The organism is Bradyrhizobium sp. CCBAU 53415 (genome assembly GCF_028128735.1).
Taxonomy (GTDB): Bacteria; Pseudomonadota; Alphaproteobacteria; order Rhizobiales; family Xanthobacteraceae; genus Bradyrhizobium.
On sequence record NZ_LBJF01000027.1, the window covers coordinates 840,481 to 854,973 of the forward strand.

At 65.9% G+C, this 14,493-nt stretch carries 13 protein-coding genes; 9 read left to right on the forward strand and 4 right to left on the reverse strand.

The annotated features are described in order from the left end of the window. Positions 1 to 31 precede the first annotated feature (31 nt). Together XH87_RS32005 and XH87_RS32010 are read left to right on the forward strand one after the other, a co-directional pair. Positions 32 to 1,675, forward strand: a complete 1,644-nt coding sequence (locus tag XH87_RS32005; protein ID WP_271590306.1) for an FGGY-family carbohydrate kinase — start codon at positions 32 to 34, stop codon at positions 1,673 to 1,675. A gap of 5 nt (positions 1,676 to 1,680) precedes the next feature. Further along, complete coding sequence (locus XH87_RS32010; protein WP_271590307.1) at positions 1,681 to 2,616, forward strand: carbohydrate kinase family protein; 936 nt, start codon at positions 1,681 to 1,683, stop codon at positions 2,614 to 2,616. A gap of 7 nt (positions 2,617 to 2,623) precedes the next feature. Here the strand turns inward: XH87_RS32010 and XH87_RS32015 are convergent, their stop codons facing one another. Further along, the gene (locus tag XH87_RS32015; protein ID WP_271590308.1) at positions 2,624 to 3,511 is read right to left on the reverse strand and encodes a LysR family transcriptional regulator; all 888 of its coding nucleotides are present in this window, start codon (positions 3,509 to 3,511) and stop codon (positions 2,624 to 2,626) included. Positions 3,512 to 3,628: 117 nt separating this feature from the next. On the opposite strand from XH87_RS32015, the gene XH87_RS32020 reads away from it, so the two are divergent. From XH87_RS32020 to XH87_RS32045, 6 genes are all read left to right on the forward strand, one after another. Then, positions 3,629 to 5,056: an amidase gene (locus XH87_RS32020; protein WP_271590309.1), complete on the forward strand. Its 1,428-nt coding sequence runs from the start codon at positions 3,629 to 3,631 to the stop codon at positions 5,054 to 5,056. 99 nt (positions 5,057 to 5,155) lie between these two features. Further along, positions 5,156 to 6,106, forward strand: coding sequence for an ABC transporter permease (locus XH87_RS32025; protein WP_271590310.1), 951 nt, complete (start codon positions 5,156 to 5,158; stop codon positions 6,104 to 6,106). Further along, positions 6,103 to 6,990 (forward strand): ABC transporter permease, encoded by an 888-nt coding sequence (locus XH87_RS32030; protein ID WP_035699432.1) that lies wholly within the window; start codon positions 6,103 to 6,105, stop codon positions 6,988 to 6,990. Before XH87_RS32025 ends, XH87_RS32030 begins: the two co-directional genes overlap by 4 nt. A gap of 2 nt (positions 6,991 to 6,992) precedes the next feature. Next, positions 6,993 to 8,006: an ABC transporter ATP-binding protein gene (locus XH87_RS32035; RefSeq protein WP_271590311.1), complete on the forward strand. Its 1,014-nt coding sequence runs from the start codon at positions 6,993 to 6,995 to the stop codon at positions 8,004 to 8,006. After that, the gene (locus tag XH87_RS32040; RefSeq protein WP_271590312.1) at positions 8,003 to 9,007 is read left to right on the forward strand and encodes an ABC transporter ATP-binding protein; all 1,005 of its coding nucleotides are present in this window, start codon (positions 8,003 to 8,005) and stop codon (positions 9,005 to 9,007) included. The genes XH87_RS32035 and XH87_RS32040 overlap by 4 nt, the downstream gene beginning before the upstream one ends. Positions 9,008 to 9,062: 55 nt before the next feature. Then, the gene (locus XH87_RS32045; protein WP_271590313.1) at positions 9,063 to 10,559 is read left to right on the forward strand and encodes an ABC transporter substrate-binding protein; all 1,497 of its coding nucleotides are present in this window, start codon (positions 9,063 to 9,065) and stop codon (positions 10,557 to 10,559) included. A 339-nt stretch (positions 10,560 to 10,898) separates the two neighbouring features. On the opposite strand, the gene XH87_RS32050 is transcribed toward XH87_RS32045, so the two are convergent. The 3 genes from XH87_RS32050 to XH87_RS32060 all read right to left on the reverse strand — a co-directional run bounded on the left by XH87_RS32050 (position 10,899) and on the right by XH87_RS32060 (position 13,389). Beyond that, positions 10,899 to 11,537 carry a cation transporter gene (locus tag XH87_RS32050; protein ID WP_271590314.1) on the reverse strand — a complete coding sequence of 213 codons (639 nt, stop codon included), beginning with the start codon at positions 11,535 to 11,537 and terminating at the stop codon, positions 10,899 to 10,901. A gap of 296 nt (positions 11,538 to 11,833) precedes the next feature. After that, the gene (locus XH87_RS32055; protein ID WP_271590315.1) at positions 11,834 to 12,454 is read right to left on the reverse strand and encodes an alpha/beta hydrolase; all 621 of its coding nucleotides are present in this window, start codon (positions 12,452 to 12,454) and stop codon (positions 11,834 to 11,836) included. After that, the gene (locus tag XH87_RS32060; protein WP_271590316.1) at positions 12,451 to 13,389 is read right to left on the reverse strand and encodes a ring-cleaving dioxygenase; all 939 of its coding nucleotides are present in this window, start codon (positions 13,387 to 13,389) and stop codon (positions 12,451 to 12,453) included. The genes XH87_RS32055 and XH87_RS32060 overlap by 4 nt, the downstream gene beginning before the upstream one ends. Positions 13,390 to 13,517: 128 nt before the next feature. Here XH87_RS32060 and XH87_RS32065 point away from each other — a divergent pair, with 128 nt between their 5' ends. Further along, positions 13,518 to 14,429 carry a LysR family transcriptional regulator gene (locus XH87_RS32065; RefSeq protein ID WP_271590317.1) on the forward strand — a complete coding sequence of 304 codons (912 nt, stop codon included), beginning with the start codon at positions 13,518 to 13,520 and terminating at the stop codon, positions 14,427 to 14,429. Positions 14,430 to 14,493 lie beyond the last annotated feature (64 nt).

A 14,493-nucleotide genomic window follows, 5' to 3' on the forward strand; every position in this document is an offset into this window, starting at 1 on the left:
TCAAAATTGACGAGAGCTTCCGGGAGCGACAATGCCGCGAGCGTATATTGGCGTCGACGTGGGGACCATGAGCACGCGGGCAGGGGTGTTTGACGAGGCCGGCACGCTGCTCGCGATGGCACGACACCCGATCCGGATCTGGCACGAGGCCGGCGATATCGTCGAGCAGTCGTCCCAGGACATTTGGGACGCCTGCGCGGCATCGGTACGCGCCGCAATGACGGAGGCCGGCATCACGCCTGACGGCGTCGGCGGCATCGGTTTTGACGCCACCTGTTCCCTTGTGGTGCTTGATCCGCAAGGCGAGCCACTCACCGTCAGCGCGTCCGGCGAGGCGCAGCGCAACGTCATCGTCTGGATGGATCACCGAGCCACGGCCGAAGCGCGGCTGATCAACGAGACCGAGGACGCGGTGCTGCGCTACGTCGGCGGCTCGATCTCGCCGGAGATGGAGATGCCGAAGCTGCTATGGCTGAAGCGGCATCTGCGCGCGAGTTTTGACGCCGCCGGTCACTTCTTCGATCTGGCCGACTATCTGACCTGGCGCGCGACCGGCTCGCTGCAGCGTTCGACCTGCACCGTCACCTGCAAGTGGAACTACCTCGCCCATGATGGTGGCTGGAGTGCGTCGTTCTTCAAGCGCATCGGTCTATCCGACTTCGTCGCCGAGAACTACGCGCGCATCGGCACCGAGATCGTCGCACCGGGCACGCGGCTCGGCGCAGGCCTCACGCGCGCCGCCGCGGCCGAGTTCGGTCTGGCACCGGGCACGCCGGTCGGCGCGTCGCTGATCGACGCGCATGCCGGCGGTGTCGGCGCGATCGGCGGCCGCGATGGGGCGGGCGGGGCGGAAGATGTGAGCGACCGTCTCGCCTACATCATGGGAACGTCGGCCTGCATCATGGCGACGACGAAGGAACCGTGTTTCGTGCCGGGAGTGTGGGGACCTTATTACTCCGGCATGGTCCCGGACTTCTGGCTCAACGAGGGCGGCCAGTCGGCCGCGGGCGCGGCGATCGACCATCTGCTCAAGTCGCATCCCGGCCATGCCGAGGCGAGCGCGGCGGCACGGAGCAAGGGTCTCGACCTCATCGATTTCCTCGAGCGCCGCATCATCGCGCGCGCCGGCGATGCCAGCCGCGCCGCGCTGCTCGCGCGTCATCTCCACGTGCTGCCCGAATTCATCGGCAACCGCTCTCCCTATGCCGACCCTGACACGCGCGCGGTGATCGCCGGCCTCGATCTCGACACCGACATCGCCTCGATGGAGCGCCTGTTCGTCGCCGGTCTGTGCGGGCTCGCCTATGGTCTCGCCGAGGTGATCGAGGCCTTTGCCGCGCATGGCGTGCGCTCGAACATCATGATCATGGGCGGCGGTGCCAGCCGCAGTGCTTTGGTGCGGCAGATCATGGCGGATACGACGGGTCTCACCGTCGCGCTGCCGCAGACCAAGGAGCCGGTGCTGCTGGGCGCCGCGATGCTGGGGGCGGTGGCCGGTGGTGCCTATGCCACCATCGGCGAGACCATGGCCAGGATGTCGGCGCTGGGACGCAAGAGCGAGCCGACTGTGCCTGACATGGCGGCCTTTCATGCCGGCAAACGCGAGGTCTACAAGCTGCTGCGCGAGGTCGATCGCGGCAGCCGTGCCGCGATGCGCAGCGTCGCGAGAGGTTGAGGGACATGCTGATTGCCAGCGGCGATGCGCTGATCGATTTCGTGCCGACGCGAAACGTCGATGGGCGTGAGGCCGTGATGCCGGCGGTCGGCGGTTCCTGCCTCAATGTCGCGATCGGAATGGCGCGGCTGGGCGCGCCGGCCGGTTTTGTCGGCGGCATCTCGACCGACCTGTTCGGGCGGATGATCGCCGAACATGCCACGGCCTCCAGTGTCGATATCAGCCTCGCCGCCCGCAGCGATCACCAGACCACGCTCGCCTTCGTCCGCATCGTCGCAGGCGAGTCGCAATATGCGTTCTACGATGCCGAGACCGCGACGCGGAAGTGGACTTACCGACGCGGGACAATTCCGTTCGACACGGTCGAAGCGCTCCATGTCGGCTCGACCACGCTGGTCAACGACCAGGGCGCGGCCGAGACCAAGGCGCTGATCGCAGACGCGCGGGCGACGTCCACGATTTCCTTCGATCCGAACTGCCGCCCCAATCTGGTCAAGGACAAGCCGTCCTATCTCGCGTGCATGGCCGGCTTCGCCGCCAGCGCGGATCTCATTAAGATGTCGGACGTCGATTTCGCCTATCTCTTCGGCGACGAGCCATATCCGCTGCGCGCGAGCGCGCTGCTCGGACAGGGCACCAGCCTCGTCGTCATGACTCGCGGCAACAATGGCGCGATCGCCTGGCACGCTAGGGCAGGGCAGATCGAGGTGGAGGCGCCCAGGGTCGAGGTCGCCGACACGATCGGGGCGGGCGACAGCTTTCAGGCGGCGCTGCTGTTTGCCCTGCACAAGCAGCAACGTCTTGCGCGCGCGCGGCTCGATGACATCGGTGCCGACGAGCTCCGCCGCGCGCTGTCCTTTGCCGCCAATTGCGCCGGCCTGACCTGCACGCGCCCAGGCGCCGATCCGCCCTGGAGCCGCGAGATCAATTGGAGCTGGTAGCACCGCCTCACATCCGCGCGACGGCTTTCTCGGCGCATTTGATGAAGATCCCGATCAGTGGGCTCTGGGAATCGCGCCGCCAGCACACCGCCATGTCGAGGGAGTCGGTGGCATCGCGCAGCGGCCTGAACACGATGCCGCGCGGCGCGCCGAGCTGCGCGCAGGCCGGCAGGATGGCAAGGCCTTCGCCGGCCAGAACCAGGCTCATCGCCGAATGCACCGTCTCCACCCGGCTCGCGATCGGCATCACCACCTGATGCCGGCGCAACAGGGGGACCACGGCCGACGAGGCGGGACCGTGGTCCGGATGCGGCAGCGCGATCAGCGGACGGCCATTCAACCGGGCCATCGGCACGGAGCCCAGGCGGGCGAGCGGCGAGCTGCTCGGCATCGCCAGCATGAAGCGTTGCGCACCGATCCTCGCCACCTGGATTTCGGGATGGTTGATGGCCGGCATGCACAGCGCAACCGTGACGCTGCGATCGAGCACCCGGGCCTCGCGCGTCGATGCGCTGAGCTCGGCGAATTGAAGGTCGACGCCGGGAACCGAGCGGCGTAGCTCGGGGATGAGCCGCGGCAGCATCGCATTCGCCAGCACGAACATATAGCCGACCGAGAGCCGCCCGCGCTTGCCGGCGGCGACCGCGCGCGCGGCTTCGGCGCCGTCGACGGCCAGCGCCAGCGCCTCGCTTGCGCGCGCCAGCAGCGCCTGGCCTGCCTCCGTCAGGTCCATGCCACGGGTGCCGCGGCGGAACAGCGGCGCGCCGATCTCGGCCTCCAGCTTGCGGATCTGGACCGAGAGCGGCGGCTGCGCCATCCGCAGCCGCTCGGCGGCCTTGCCGATGCTGCGCGCCTCGGCGACGGCGACGAAATAGCGGAGCCGGCGAAGATCCATTGGCATACCGAAAATGTATGGGTTGGCGATCAAAATCGTATTGGACGGCGAGTTAACAAAACTGTCATCCTCGATGTCAATGCTTTGGGCCAACGAGGGCCAGATTCGGAGCGTGATGTGACGACGAACGGCGATCCCTGTCTCTTGTCCGCAACCGAATTGCGCGGCCTCATCGCCGCAAAGCGGATTTCGCCCGTCGAGATCGTCAGCGCCGTGCTTGCGCGCGCCGAAGCGCTCCAGAGCGAGCTGAACTGTTTCATCACGCTCTGCGGCGACGAGGCGATGGCACAGGCGCGCGCGGCCGAGCGCAAGGTGATGGCCGGAGAGCCGCTCGGGCTGCTGCACGGCATCCCCGTCACCGTCAAGGACATCGTCAACACCAAGGGCGTCAAGACGACCTTCGGCGCCGTTCCCTACAAGGACAATGTGCCGAACGAGGATGCCGTCGCGGTCGCGCGACTGCGCGCGGAGGGCGCGATCCTGATTGGCAAGACCACGACGCCGGAATTCGGCAGCAAGTGCCTGACCGATTCGCCCTTGTTCGGTCGCACCCGCAATGCCTGGGACGCGTGTCGTTCCTCCGGCGGCTCCAGCGGCGGCGCGGCGGTCGCTGTTGCCAGCGGCATCGCCCCGCTCGCGATCGCGACCGACGGTGGCGGCTCGACGCGAATTCCGGCCGCCTGCAACGGCGTGGTCGGGCTGAAGCAGAGCAACGGCGTCATCCCGCACAGCCAGGCGCTGGATGTGTTCGGCAACCAGACCTATGTCACGCCGACCACACGTACCGTCGCCGATACGGCGCTAATGATGCAGGTGATGGCCGGTGAGGACGCCTGCGATCCCTGGTCGATCGGCGTTCCCGTGCCGGACTTCGTCGGCATGGTTGGCCCGCGCGGCGATCTGCGCGGGCAGAGGATCCTGTACTGCCTGACCCCGCCAGGCCGTCCGGTGTCCACGGAGGTCGCCGCCAATTTCAAGGCGAGCCTCGATCGGCTCGCGAGCCTGGGTGCCGAGCTCGAGGAGTTCTCCGGCGAAGGCTTTGACATCGAGCCGATCTGGCGGGCCATCAACCACACCGTCTGGCGCACGCGCTTCGCAAAACTGGCGACTGAACACAAGGACCAGCTGAGCGAGGCCTTTCTCAAGCAGCTCGCGCTCGCCACCGAGGTCAGCGGCGTCGACTATCAGGAGGCAATGTTCGCGCGCACCGCGCTGTTCCGCCGCATGCAATCGCTGCTTGCGCGCGGTCACTTCCTGGCGATGCCGACCCTGACGCGCACTGCGCTGCCGATCAAGCAGGATCTGTTCGGCACCATCGAGATCGACGGTCGGCATTTCGACAGCGTCCGGCCGCACTGGTTCCCCTGGACCATGCCCTTCAACATGACCGGCCATCCAGCTGTGAGCCTGCCCTCCGGTTTTGCCCGCGACGGCCTGCCGATCGGGTTTCAGCTCGTCGGTCGTTTCCGCGCTGACGCGGAATTGCTGCGCGTGAGCGCACTGTTCGAGGCTTCAAGCGATCTTCTGTCCCGCTGGCCGGCTTGAGGAGATGAGCATGCAGCAAGGGGCTTGTGTGCAAAGGACTTGCCTCCGGCGTCCGGACATGTTGATCGTGCCGCGGGTAAGCCCTGAATCCGAGCGCGCATGAGCGTCTTTGTCCTCCGACGTCTGTTGACCTTGCTGGCGACGCTGGTCGGCGCATCGCTGATCATCTTCCTGGTGCTCGACGCTCTTCCCGGCAATGCCGCGCAGATGCTGATGGGCGCCGATGCATCGGCGGATGCAGTCCGCGCGCTCACCGTCAAGCTCGGGCTCGACCAGCCGCTGGCGGTTCGCTATCTGCAGTGGATCAAGGGGCTGCTCGTCGGCGATCTCGGCAACTCCTATGTCTACGGCACGCCGGTCGCCAGCCTGATCGCGGAGCGGCTGGTGCTGACCATTCCGCTCGCGATCATGGCCATGACGAGCACCGTGGCGCTGGCGCTCTCGGCCGGCATCTACACCGCCGCCAACCACAACAAGCTCGGCGACGTCGGCGTGATGTCGCTGACCCAGGTCGGCATCGCGCTGCCGAACTTCTGGTTCGCAATTCTCTTGGTGCTCTTGTTTTCGGTGCGGCTGCAATGGCTCTCGGCGGGCGGCTTTGCCGGCTGGGAGGACGGCATCTGGCTCGGCGTGAAGTCGCTGCTGCTGCCGGCAATCTCGCTCGCAGTGGTGCAGGCCGCCATCCTCGCGCGCGTCACGCGTTCGGCCGTGCTCGAAGTGCTGCGCGAGGATTTCGTCCGCACTGCGCGCGCAAAGGGCCTCGGCAAGCGCGAGGTGCTCTGGAGCCACGTGCTGCGCAACGCCATGATCCCCGTGATGACCGTGATGGGGCTGCAATTCGCCAATCTGCTCGCCGGCACCATCGTGATCGAGAACGTGTTCTACCTGCCGGGCCTTGGCAGGCTGATCTTCCAGTCGATCGCCAACCGCGACCTGATCGTGGTGCGCAATTGCGTGATGCTGCTCGCCGCCATGGTCGTCATCGTCAATTTCGCGGTCGATGTGCTCTATGCCTTCATCGATCCTCGCATCAAGGTCCACGATCTGTGAGCGCGCCCCTGACCATTGACGCGCCGATCGCAACACGACCGCTGCCGGCCCGCACGTTCTGGCGCCGTGCGCTGCGCCATCGGAGCTTCATGCTCGGCGGCGCACTGACACTGCTGGTGGTCGCTTCGGCGCTGCTGTCGCTGCTGTGGACGCCGTGGTCTCCTTACGAGATCGACATCGCCTCGAAACTCCGGCCGCCGTCTTCGTCGCATTGGCTCGGCACCGATTCCTTCGGCCGCGACATCGTCTCGCTGCTGCTCGCCGGTGCCAGATCCACCATCATGGTCGGCGTCATCGCCGTCAGCATCGGTCTCACCTTCGGCGTGACGCTGGGCCTGATCGCCTCGGCCCGGCGCGGCTGGACGGAAGAGATCATCATGCGCTTTTCCGACTTCACCTTCGCCTTTCCGGCGGTGCTCTCCGCGATCATGCTCGCCGCGGTGGCGGGGCCGGGCATGGTGACCTCGATCATCGCGATCGGCATCTTCCAGATACCCACACTGACGCGGCTGACGCGCGGCTCGGCCAACGCGATCTGGGCGCGCGAATTCGTGCTGGCGGCACGCGCCGCGGGCAAGGGGCGCTTTCGCATCACCATCGAGCATGTGCTGCCCAATGTCCTGTCGATCCTGATCGTCCAGGCCACCATCCAGTTCGCGCTCGCCATTCTCGCCGAAGCTGCGCTGTCCTATCTCGGTCTCGGCACCCAGCCGCCGCAGCCGTCGTGGGGGCGGATGCTCAATGATGCGCAGACGCTGCTGTTCCAGTCGCCGATGCTCGCGGTCTATCCGGGTGCGGCGATTGCGATCGCGGTGCTGGGTCTCAATCTGCTTGGTGACGGATTGCGCGACCTGCTCGATCCCAGGCTGGCGCGGGAGCGATGATGATGGGCGAGCGTTCCAACATGCCGCTGATCGAAGTCAGCAATCTCGGCGTCCGCCTCAATACCAGCCGTGGGCTGGCGCAGGCCGTGCGCGGAGTCAGCTTCGCTCTCAGGCGGGGCGAGACGCTAGGGCTCGTCGGCGAATCCGGCTGCGGCAAGTCGGTCACGGCGTTGTCGTTGATGGGCCTGCTGCCGGACAGTGCGGTCGTCGCCGGCAGCATCAAGCTGGATGGCAGCGAGCTCGTCGGCCTGTCCGATGCGGATTATTGCCGCCTGCGCGGCAACCGCATCAGCATGATCTTCCAGGAGCCGATGACCGCGCTCAACCCGATGCACACGATCGGCCATCAGGTCGCCGAGCCGCTGCGCCGTCACAAGAAATATTCGGCGGCGCAGGCGCGGAAAGAGGCGATCGCCTTGCTCGACCGTGTCGGGCTGCCCGATGCTGTCAGGCGCGTCGACGCCTATCCGCATCAGTTCTCCGGCGGGCAGCGCCAGCGCATCACGATCGCGATGGCGCTCGCCTGTGAGCCCGACCTGTTGATCGCGGACGAGCCGACCACCGCGCTCGACGTCACCATCCAGGGCCAGATCCTCGACCTCATCGCCGATCTCGTCGCGGAGCGCGGCATGTCGATGATCCTGATCTCGCACGATCTCGGCGTCATCGCCGAAAACGTGCAGCGCATGATGGTGATGTACGGTGGTACTGTCGTCGAGAGCGGACCGACCGACGAGGTGTTCCGCCGCATGGGCCATCCCTACACGCAGGGCCTGTTCCGCGCCCGGCCGAAGCTCGGCGCGCGCAAGGGAACGCGGCTGAAGACGATCTCGGGCACGGTGCCGGAGCTCGCCGATCTGCCTTCCGGCTGCACTTTCTCCGATCGGTGTCCGCTCGTGATCGATCAGTGCCGCGCTGCGCTGCCGCCGATGGTGGACGTCGTTCCGGGCCATTTCGTGCGCTGCATCAGGACGGACGTGTCGATGGCCGAAAACGTCGGAGCGCTGACCGCATGATTGCCGTGCCGCTTCTCGACGTCAGGGATCTCGAACAACGCTACACGCTGCCGCGCGAAAGCCTGTTCCGGCCGCCGGGACAGGTGCGTGCGCTCAACGGGGTCAGCGTGCAGGTCCAACCCGGCAGGAGTCTCGGCGTCGTCGGCGAGTCCGGCTCGGGCAAGTCGACTTTCGCGCGGCTGGTGATGGCGCTGGAGCAGCCGACGTCGGGGCAGGTCGCGCTGCTCGGTCGCGATCTCAACCGGATCTCCGCCGACGAGTTGCGCCGCGCGCGGCGTGATTTCCAGATGGTGTTCCAGGACCCCTATGGCTCGCTCGATCCGCGCCAGACCATCGCGCGGATCGTCGCCGAGCCGCTCACTGTGCTTGAAGGCGCCGACCGCACCACGTTCCGCGAACGCGTCGCCGCGGTGCTGCGCCAGGTCGGCTTGCGCGATGCGGACATGGACAAATATCCGCACGAATTCTCCGGCGGTCAGCGCCAGCGCATCGCCATTGCGCGTGCCCTGATCACCCAGCCGAAGCTGATCGTTGCCGACGAGCCGGTCTCCGCGCTCGACGTCTCCGTGCAGGCGCAGGTGCTGAACCTGATGCAGGACCTCCAGGAGCAGTTCGGCCTTAGCTACATCCTGATCAGCCACGACCTCGCCGTCGTCGACTATCTCTGCGACGAGGTTGCTGTGATGTATCTCGGCCGGATCGTCGAGCAGGGGCGGCCGGAAGATCTGTTCGAGCGCTGTGCCCACCCTTATACGCGAGCACTTCTGGATGCCGTGCCGCGGGCGCGCGCCGGCGGCGGCCGGCGGCGGCGCGGGGGCCAGGCGATCGCCTCGCAATCGGCGGCAACGGCCGGATGCCCCTATGTCGCGCGCTGTCCGCTCGCCGACCAGCATTGCCGCGAGGTTCTGCCTGAGTTACGCAAGGTCGGCGAGGAGCACCTTGCCGCCTGCCACAAGGCCGAGGCCGTGATGGCGTTGCCGCAGGCGGCCATGGAAGGTTAGTGTCCTCAGCAGGATTGGCGTAGGCTTAAGAACAGAACAGGCCGGGGAGTTACGCATGTTCAGGAAACTATCGATCGTCGCATTTGCCCTCACGCTTGCCGCAGCGCCTTTGCCGGTGCTGGCGCAGGGCAAGAAGGACAGCGTCGTCATGGCGATGGCGCTGGAGCCGCCGGGGCTCGACCCCACCAATGCCGCTGCGGCTGCGATCGCCGAGGTCACGCTCTACAACATCTATGAGACGCTGACCAAGATCAACGAGGACGGCTCGGTCTCGCCGCTGCTGGCCGAGAGCTGGACCGCTTCGCCCGACCTGAAGACCTACACGTTCAAGCTGCGCAAGGGCGTCAAATTCCACAACGGCGAAGCATTCAATTCCGCCGCGGTGAAGTTCTCGTTCGAGCGCAACGCCGCGCCGACCAGCACCAACAAGGACAAGAGCCTGTTCCAGGCCTTCGAGAAGGTCGATGCGCCCGACGCCGACACGGTCGTGATCACGATGAAATATGGCGAGCCGAACCTGCCGTTCCTGCTCGGGCAGGCGAGCGGCTCGATCGTGGAGCCGAAGAGCGCGCCAACCAATGTTACCCAGCCGGTCGGCACCGGGCCTTATCAGCTCGGCGCCTGGACCAAGGGCTCCTCGATCACGCTGACCAAATGGGCCGACTACCGCAACGCCGCCGCGGTCAAGCTGTCCAAGGTGACCATCCGCTTCATCTCGGATCCGGCGGCGCAGACCGCAGCGCTGCTCTCGGGCGACGTCGACGCGTTCCCGCGGGTCTCGGCCCAACGCACCATCGCGCAGTTCAAGGCCGATCCGCGCTTCACGGTGCTGGTCGGCGGCTCCAGGGCCAAGACCATCGTCGCGATCAACCACCGCAAGAAGCCGCTGGACGACGTCCGCGTCCGCCGCGCCATCCTTGCCGCGATCGACCGCAAGGCCATGATCGACGGCGCCGTCGACGGCTTCGGCACGCCGATCGGCAGCTTCTACGTGCCCGGCGCGCTCGGCTATGTCGACACCACCGGGATCAATCCTTACGACCCCGAGAAGGCCAGGAAGCTGCTCACTGAAGCCGGCGTCACCACGCCGCTCGAGCTCTCGCTCAAGCTGCCGCCGCCGTCCTACGCGCGGCAGGGCGGCGAGATTGCCGCAGCCCAGCTCGCCAAGGTCGGCATCATCGCCAAGATCGAGAACGTCGAATGGGCGCAGTGGCTGTCGCAGGTGTTCGCGCCCAACGGTCCGCACAATTTCGATCTCACCATCGTCAGCCATGTCGAGCCGTTCGACCTCGTCAAGATCACCGAGCCGGACTACTACCTCGGTTACAACAACGAGAAGTTCAACGCGCTCTACAAGCAGATCGTCTCGACGCCGGACGAGGCGGCACGCGCAAAACTTCTCGGCGACGCCCAGCGCATGCTCGCGACTGACGCCGTCTCCGCCTACCTGTACCAGCCGCAGCTCATCACCATCACCAACAAGAAGCTGAAGGGCGTCTGGAAGGACGTGCCGCAATACGAGAACGATTTCTCGACGTGGCATTGGGAGTAGGGGCGCGCGGGCTCAGGTCGAAAGGATCGTGTCCATTCTCCCGAGAGAAGATCACGGGCTCCAAAACAAAAACCTGAAAAACAACCCCATGCACAGTAGACGGGGCCAGTCATTTCAAGGGCTTGCGCGTTGCACCCTCCGTGGTCTGCGCGAAGGGGGCCGACGTTGACCCGTCGGGCAAAACACTGGCATGATGTGATCGTGGGCGGTCTCGTGGTTCGGGACGCGCCATCAGGCGGGGCACCTCTGAAGAAGCCGTGGCACGGCATCCCGTTATAGCGGATACGCAGCCCACCCCTGGATTCCGCCCGTGATCAAGCCGCACGTCGGGGCCGGAAATTACTCGGCGGCAACGCCGACCGGAGCCCGCAACTCCGCGAGCGGCTGGCGAAGAATTTGAAACGCGGAGGACAGGAAAAGTCCCGCCATCAATGCCGCAACGATGAGGTCGGGCCACTTTGACGCCGTGAGCCATACGGCCCCTGCTGCGACCATTACGGCAACGTTGCCGATGGCATCGTTCCGTGAGCACAGCCAGACGGAGCGCACATTGGCGTCGCCATCCTTGTATTTCATCAACAGCAGGACACTCGAGACGTTGGCACATAGCGCGAGAAAGCCGATTGCGCTCATCAACTCGGCCCGTGGGACGTCCAGAACAATGACGTGATATGCCGTCGATCCAAAGACCCACAGGCCCATTGCGAACAGCGTGAAGCCCTTGAAGAGGGCCGCCTTGGCCCGGATTGCCGCCGTCGCCCCGATTGCTGCGAGGGTGATCCCATAGGTCAAAGCGTCGCCAAGGAAATCCAGGGCGTCAGCCTGCAGCGCCTTCGATCCCGCCAGATGACCGCCTGCCGTTTCGACGATGAACATGCCGGCATTGAGCGCGATTACTGTCCACAGCCGCCGCTTGTAGTCTGAGGAAAGGCCCTCAAATTTTACACTGCTGCCGCAACAGCCACCGCAACTTGCCATGCCCACCTCCGTCGAGGCTTCGTCATCGTGGTTTGTCTGCCCGAAACTCTCGTCGCTTCAATCGCCTTTGCAGCAAATTGGTTTCACCAGAAGCCAAGGGTTTGCCAGGGCCGCATGAGGATCACTGAAAAGCCGGGCAGGGGCAATGTACAAGGGAATCAGCGCTACGAACGCCGTTGCGGTCCTTGCGCAGATGTCATTGCCAGCGGGCCTGCTGCCGCTGATCCGGTTCAGGCGGCGCGGCGGGTTCGATTGAGAGGCGGCGCACCGTTCGCAAACGATGCGCCGCTCGCGAGTCAGGCCGCTTCCGCCGCGACGTTGCCGATCCAGTCGCGGGCCAGCGTCACGTCGGCCTGCGACAATTGATGGCCGGCCGGCAGGACCTTGTGGGTCACGCGCGCGCCCGCTTGCGACAGCAGCGCCGCGAGCCGCGCCGAATTGCTCGCCGGCACGATCGGATCAGCCTGCCCGGAGAGCAGCAGAACAGGCTTGCCTGCAAGGTCGGCGTTCGGCGAATCCGACAGCGGCACCATGGCGCGCAGCAGGATCGCGCCCGCAAGCGCCTCCGGCTTCAGCAGCAACAGCGCTGCCGCGATGTTGGCGCCGTTGGAGAAGCCGACTGCGATCGGCGCGGCGATGCCGTAACGCTGCCGCGCCTCGGTGACGAAGTCGCCGAGTTCGCGCGCGCGGCGGCGCACGTCGTCCTCGTCGAACACGCCCTCGGCGAGGCGGCGGAAGAAGCGCGGCATGCCGTGCTCGAGCACGCGGCCGCGGGGCGAGAGCAGGGCGGCGCCCGGCGAGATCATCTTGCCGAGGCCGAGCAAGTCGTTCTCGTCGCCGCCCGTGCCGTGCAACAGCAGCAGCGGGGGTGAGCCCGCATCGCGTGCGGGCTCGAAACGATGGATGAACTCGGTCATGATGCGGTCTCTTCCAGGCTCGGCAGCACTTCCTCGATCTGCTTGCGATGCTGTTCGAGGAAAACAGGCAGCTTCAGCTCACGCCCCAGTGTCGCGACAGGCTCGTCGACGGCGAAGCCGGGGATGTCGGTCGCGACCTCGAACAGCACGCCGCCGGGTTCGCGGAAGTAGATCGAGCGGAAGTAGTTGCGGTCCCGCTGCTCGGTCGGGTGCAGGCCGTGATTGCCGACGAGCTTCTGCGCCATCTTGCCCTGTTCGGTATCGTCAGCCGCGCGGAAGGCGATGTGGTGCACCGAACCGCCGCCCTGATGTCCGCGCAGGAATCCTTTGGCCTCGTAGATGTCGACGATGCTGCCTTCGGCATCGCCTGATGCCTTGAAGCGGATCACCGAGCCTTCGCGTCCCGTCTCCTTGAAGCCGAACACGTCGGTGAGGACGGCCGCGGTCTTCGCCGCGCTGTCCAGCAGCAAGGTCACGCCGTGGAAGCCGCGGATCGCATGTTCGGCCGGCACATCGCCGTTGCTCCAGCCGGGCTCGTCCTCGGCACCGGGAATGCCGACCAGTGCGAGCGCCATGCCGTCCGGGTCGGTGAACGGCAGCACGGATTCGCCGAAGCGCTTCTCCAGGGCTTCGTGAGGAATGCCCTTCTCGATGAAGCGTTGCGTCCAGTAGCCGAGCGAGCGCTGCGGCACGCGGAAAGCGGTCTGATGGGCTTCGCCGACGCCGCGGCGTCCGGCCGGAACGCCCGCCCACGGGAAGAAGGTCAGGATGGTGCCGGGCCGGCCGGTCTCGTCGCCATAATAGAAATGATAGGTGCCAGGATCGTCGAAATTGACCGTCTTCTTGACGAAGCGCAGGCCGAGATCCCGGGTGTAGAAGCCGAAATTCCTGATGGGATCGCCGGCGATCGCGGTGACATGGTGAAGTCCAGACATTGTCGTCCTCCAAAGCTCGGGGAGCGTCTTGCTCTGGCTGGAAATATTGTTCCGCTTTGGATTGGAGACAATCCATGCAATTGTGACGGCTATGTCTACGATTTGGAAACAATCGCCGGGGCGGCCCCTTGGATAAGGTCGCCAGCCTCCGGGCCTTCGTGAAGGTGGTCGAAAGCGGCAGCTTTGCCGAGGCGGGCCGGCAGCTGCGGCTGTCGCGCTCGGCGATCAGCAAATACATCGCCGACCTCGAGGAGAGCCTCGGCGTCCAGCTGTTGAACCGGACCACGCGTCACGCCAGCCCGACCGAGAACGGCCAGCGCTATTTCGAGCGCGCCGTCGTGATCCTCTCGGAGATCGAGGCCGCCGACCAGGCGGTGACGCAAGCGCAGTCGGCGCCGCGGGGCCTGCTACGCGTCAACGCGCCGATGTCGTTCGGCACCATGCGGCTCGGGCCGGTGCTGGCCGATTTCATGGCGCGCTATCCGGAACTGCAGCTCCAGATCGTGCTCAGCGACGATCTGCTCGATCCCGTGCAGGACGGTTTCGACGTGACGTTGCGGATTGCGGAATTGGAGTCCTCGAGCTTGATCGCGCGAAAAATCATGCCGGTGGCGCGCATGGTCTGCGCTTCGCCCGATTATCTCGCGCGCCACGGCACGCCAAAGCATCCGCAGGATCTGCGCGAGCACGCCTCGTTGACCTACGGCTTCCTGCTCACCGGCAACCAGTGGAAGCTCTCAGGCAGCGACGGCGATCACTGGATCCAGCCGGCCTGGTCGCTCTGCGTCAACAATGCCGAGGTGCTGCGCGACGTCGCGATCAAGGGCAGGGGACTGGCGCTGCTCCCTGATTTCATCGCCGCCGATGCCTTGCGGAACGGCGAGTTGCGCGTCGTGCTCCATGACTATTCCGCGCCGCCGCTCGCGCTGTACGCGGTCTATCCGCCGACGCGGCATCTGTCGGTCAAGGTGCGGCTGTTCATCGATTTTCTGGTCGAGCGGTTTGGGCGGGAGGACGAGGCAGGTGTGCGGGCGCGTTGAGACTCGAGGCTTCGAACGGATCGAGGGCGCAGCCGACCGACGTCTGTTTGGCCCAATGAGCAGG

Coding starts and splice junctions, on each gene's coding strand:
- XH87_RS32005 (WP_271590306.1), top strand. CDS start 32: ATGCCGCGAGCGTATATTGGCGTCGACGTGGGGACCATGAGCACGCGG.
- XH87_RS32010 (WP_271590307.1), top strand. CDS start 1,681: ATGCTGATTGCCAGCGGCGATGCGCTGATCGATTTCGTGCCGACGCGA.
- XH87_RS32015 (WP_271590308.1), bottom strand. CDS start 3,511: ATGGATCTTCGCCGGCTCCGCTATTTCGTCGCCGTCGCCGAGGCGCGC.
- XH87_RS32025 (WP_271590310.1), top strand. CDS start 5,156: ATGAGCGTCTTTGTCCTCCGACGTCTGTTGACCTTGCTGGCGACGCTG.
- XH87_RS32035 (WP_271590311.1), top strand. CDS start 6,993: ATGGGCGAGCGTTCCAACATGCCGCTGATCGAAGTCAGCAATCTCGGC.
- XH87_RS32040 (WP_271590312.1), top strand. CDS start 8,003: ATGATTGCCGTGCCGCTTCTCGACGTCAGGGATCTCGAACAACGCTAC.
- XH87_RS32045 (WP_271590313.1), top strand. CDS start 9,063: ATGTTCAGGAAACTATCGATCGTCGCATTTGCCCTCACGCTTGCCGCA.
- XH87_RS32050 (WP_271590314.1), bottom strand. CDS start 11,537: ATGGCAAGTTGCGGTGGCTGTTGCGGCAGCAGTGTAAAATTTGAGGGC.
- XH87_RS32055 (WP_271590315.1), bottom strand. CDS start 12,454: ATGACCGAGTTCATCCATCGTTTCGAGCCCGCACGCGATGCGGGCTCA.
- XH87_RS32060 (WP_271590316.1), bottom strand. CDS start 13,389: ATGTCTGGACTTCACCATGTCACCGCGATCGCCGGCGATCCCATCAGG.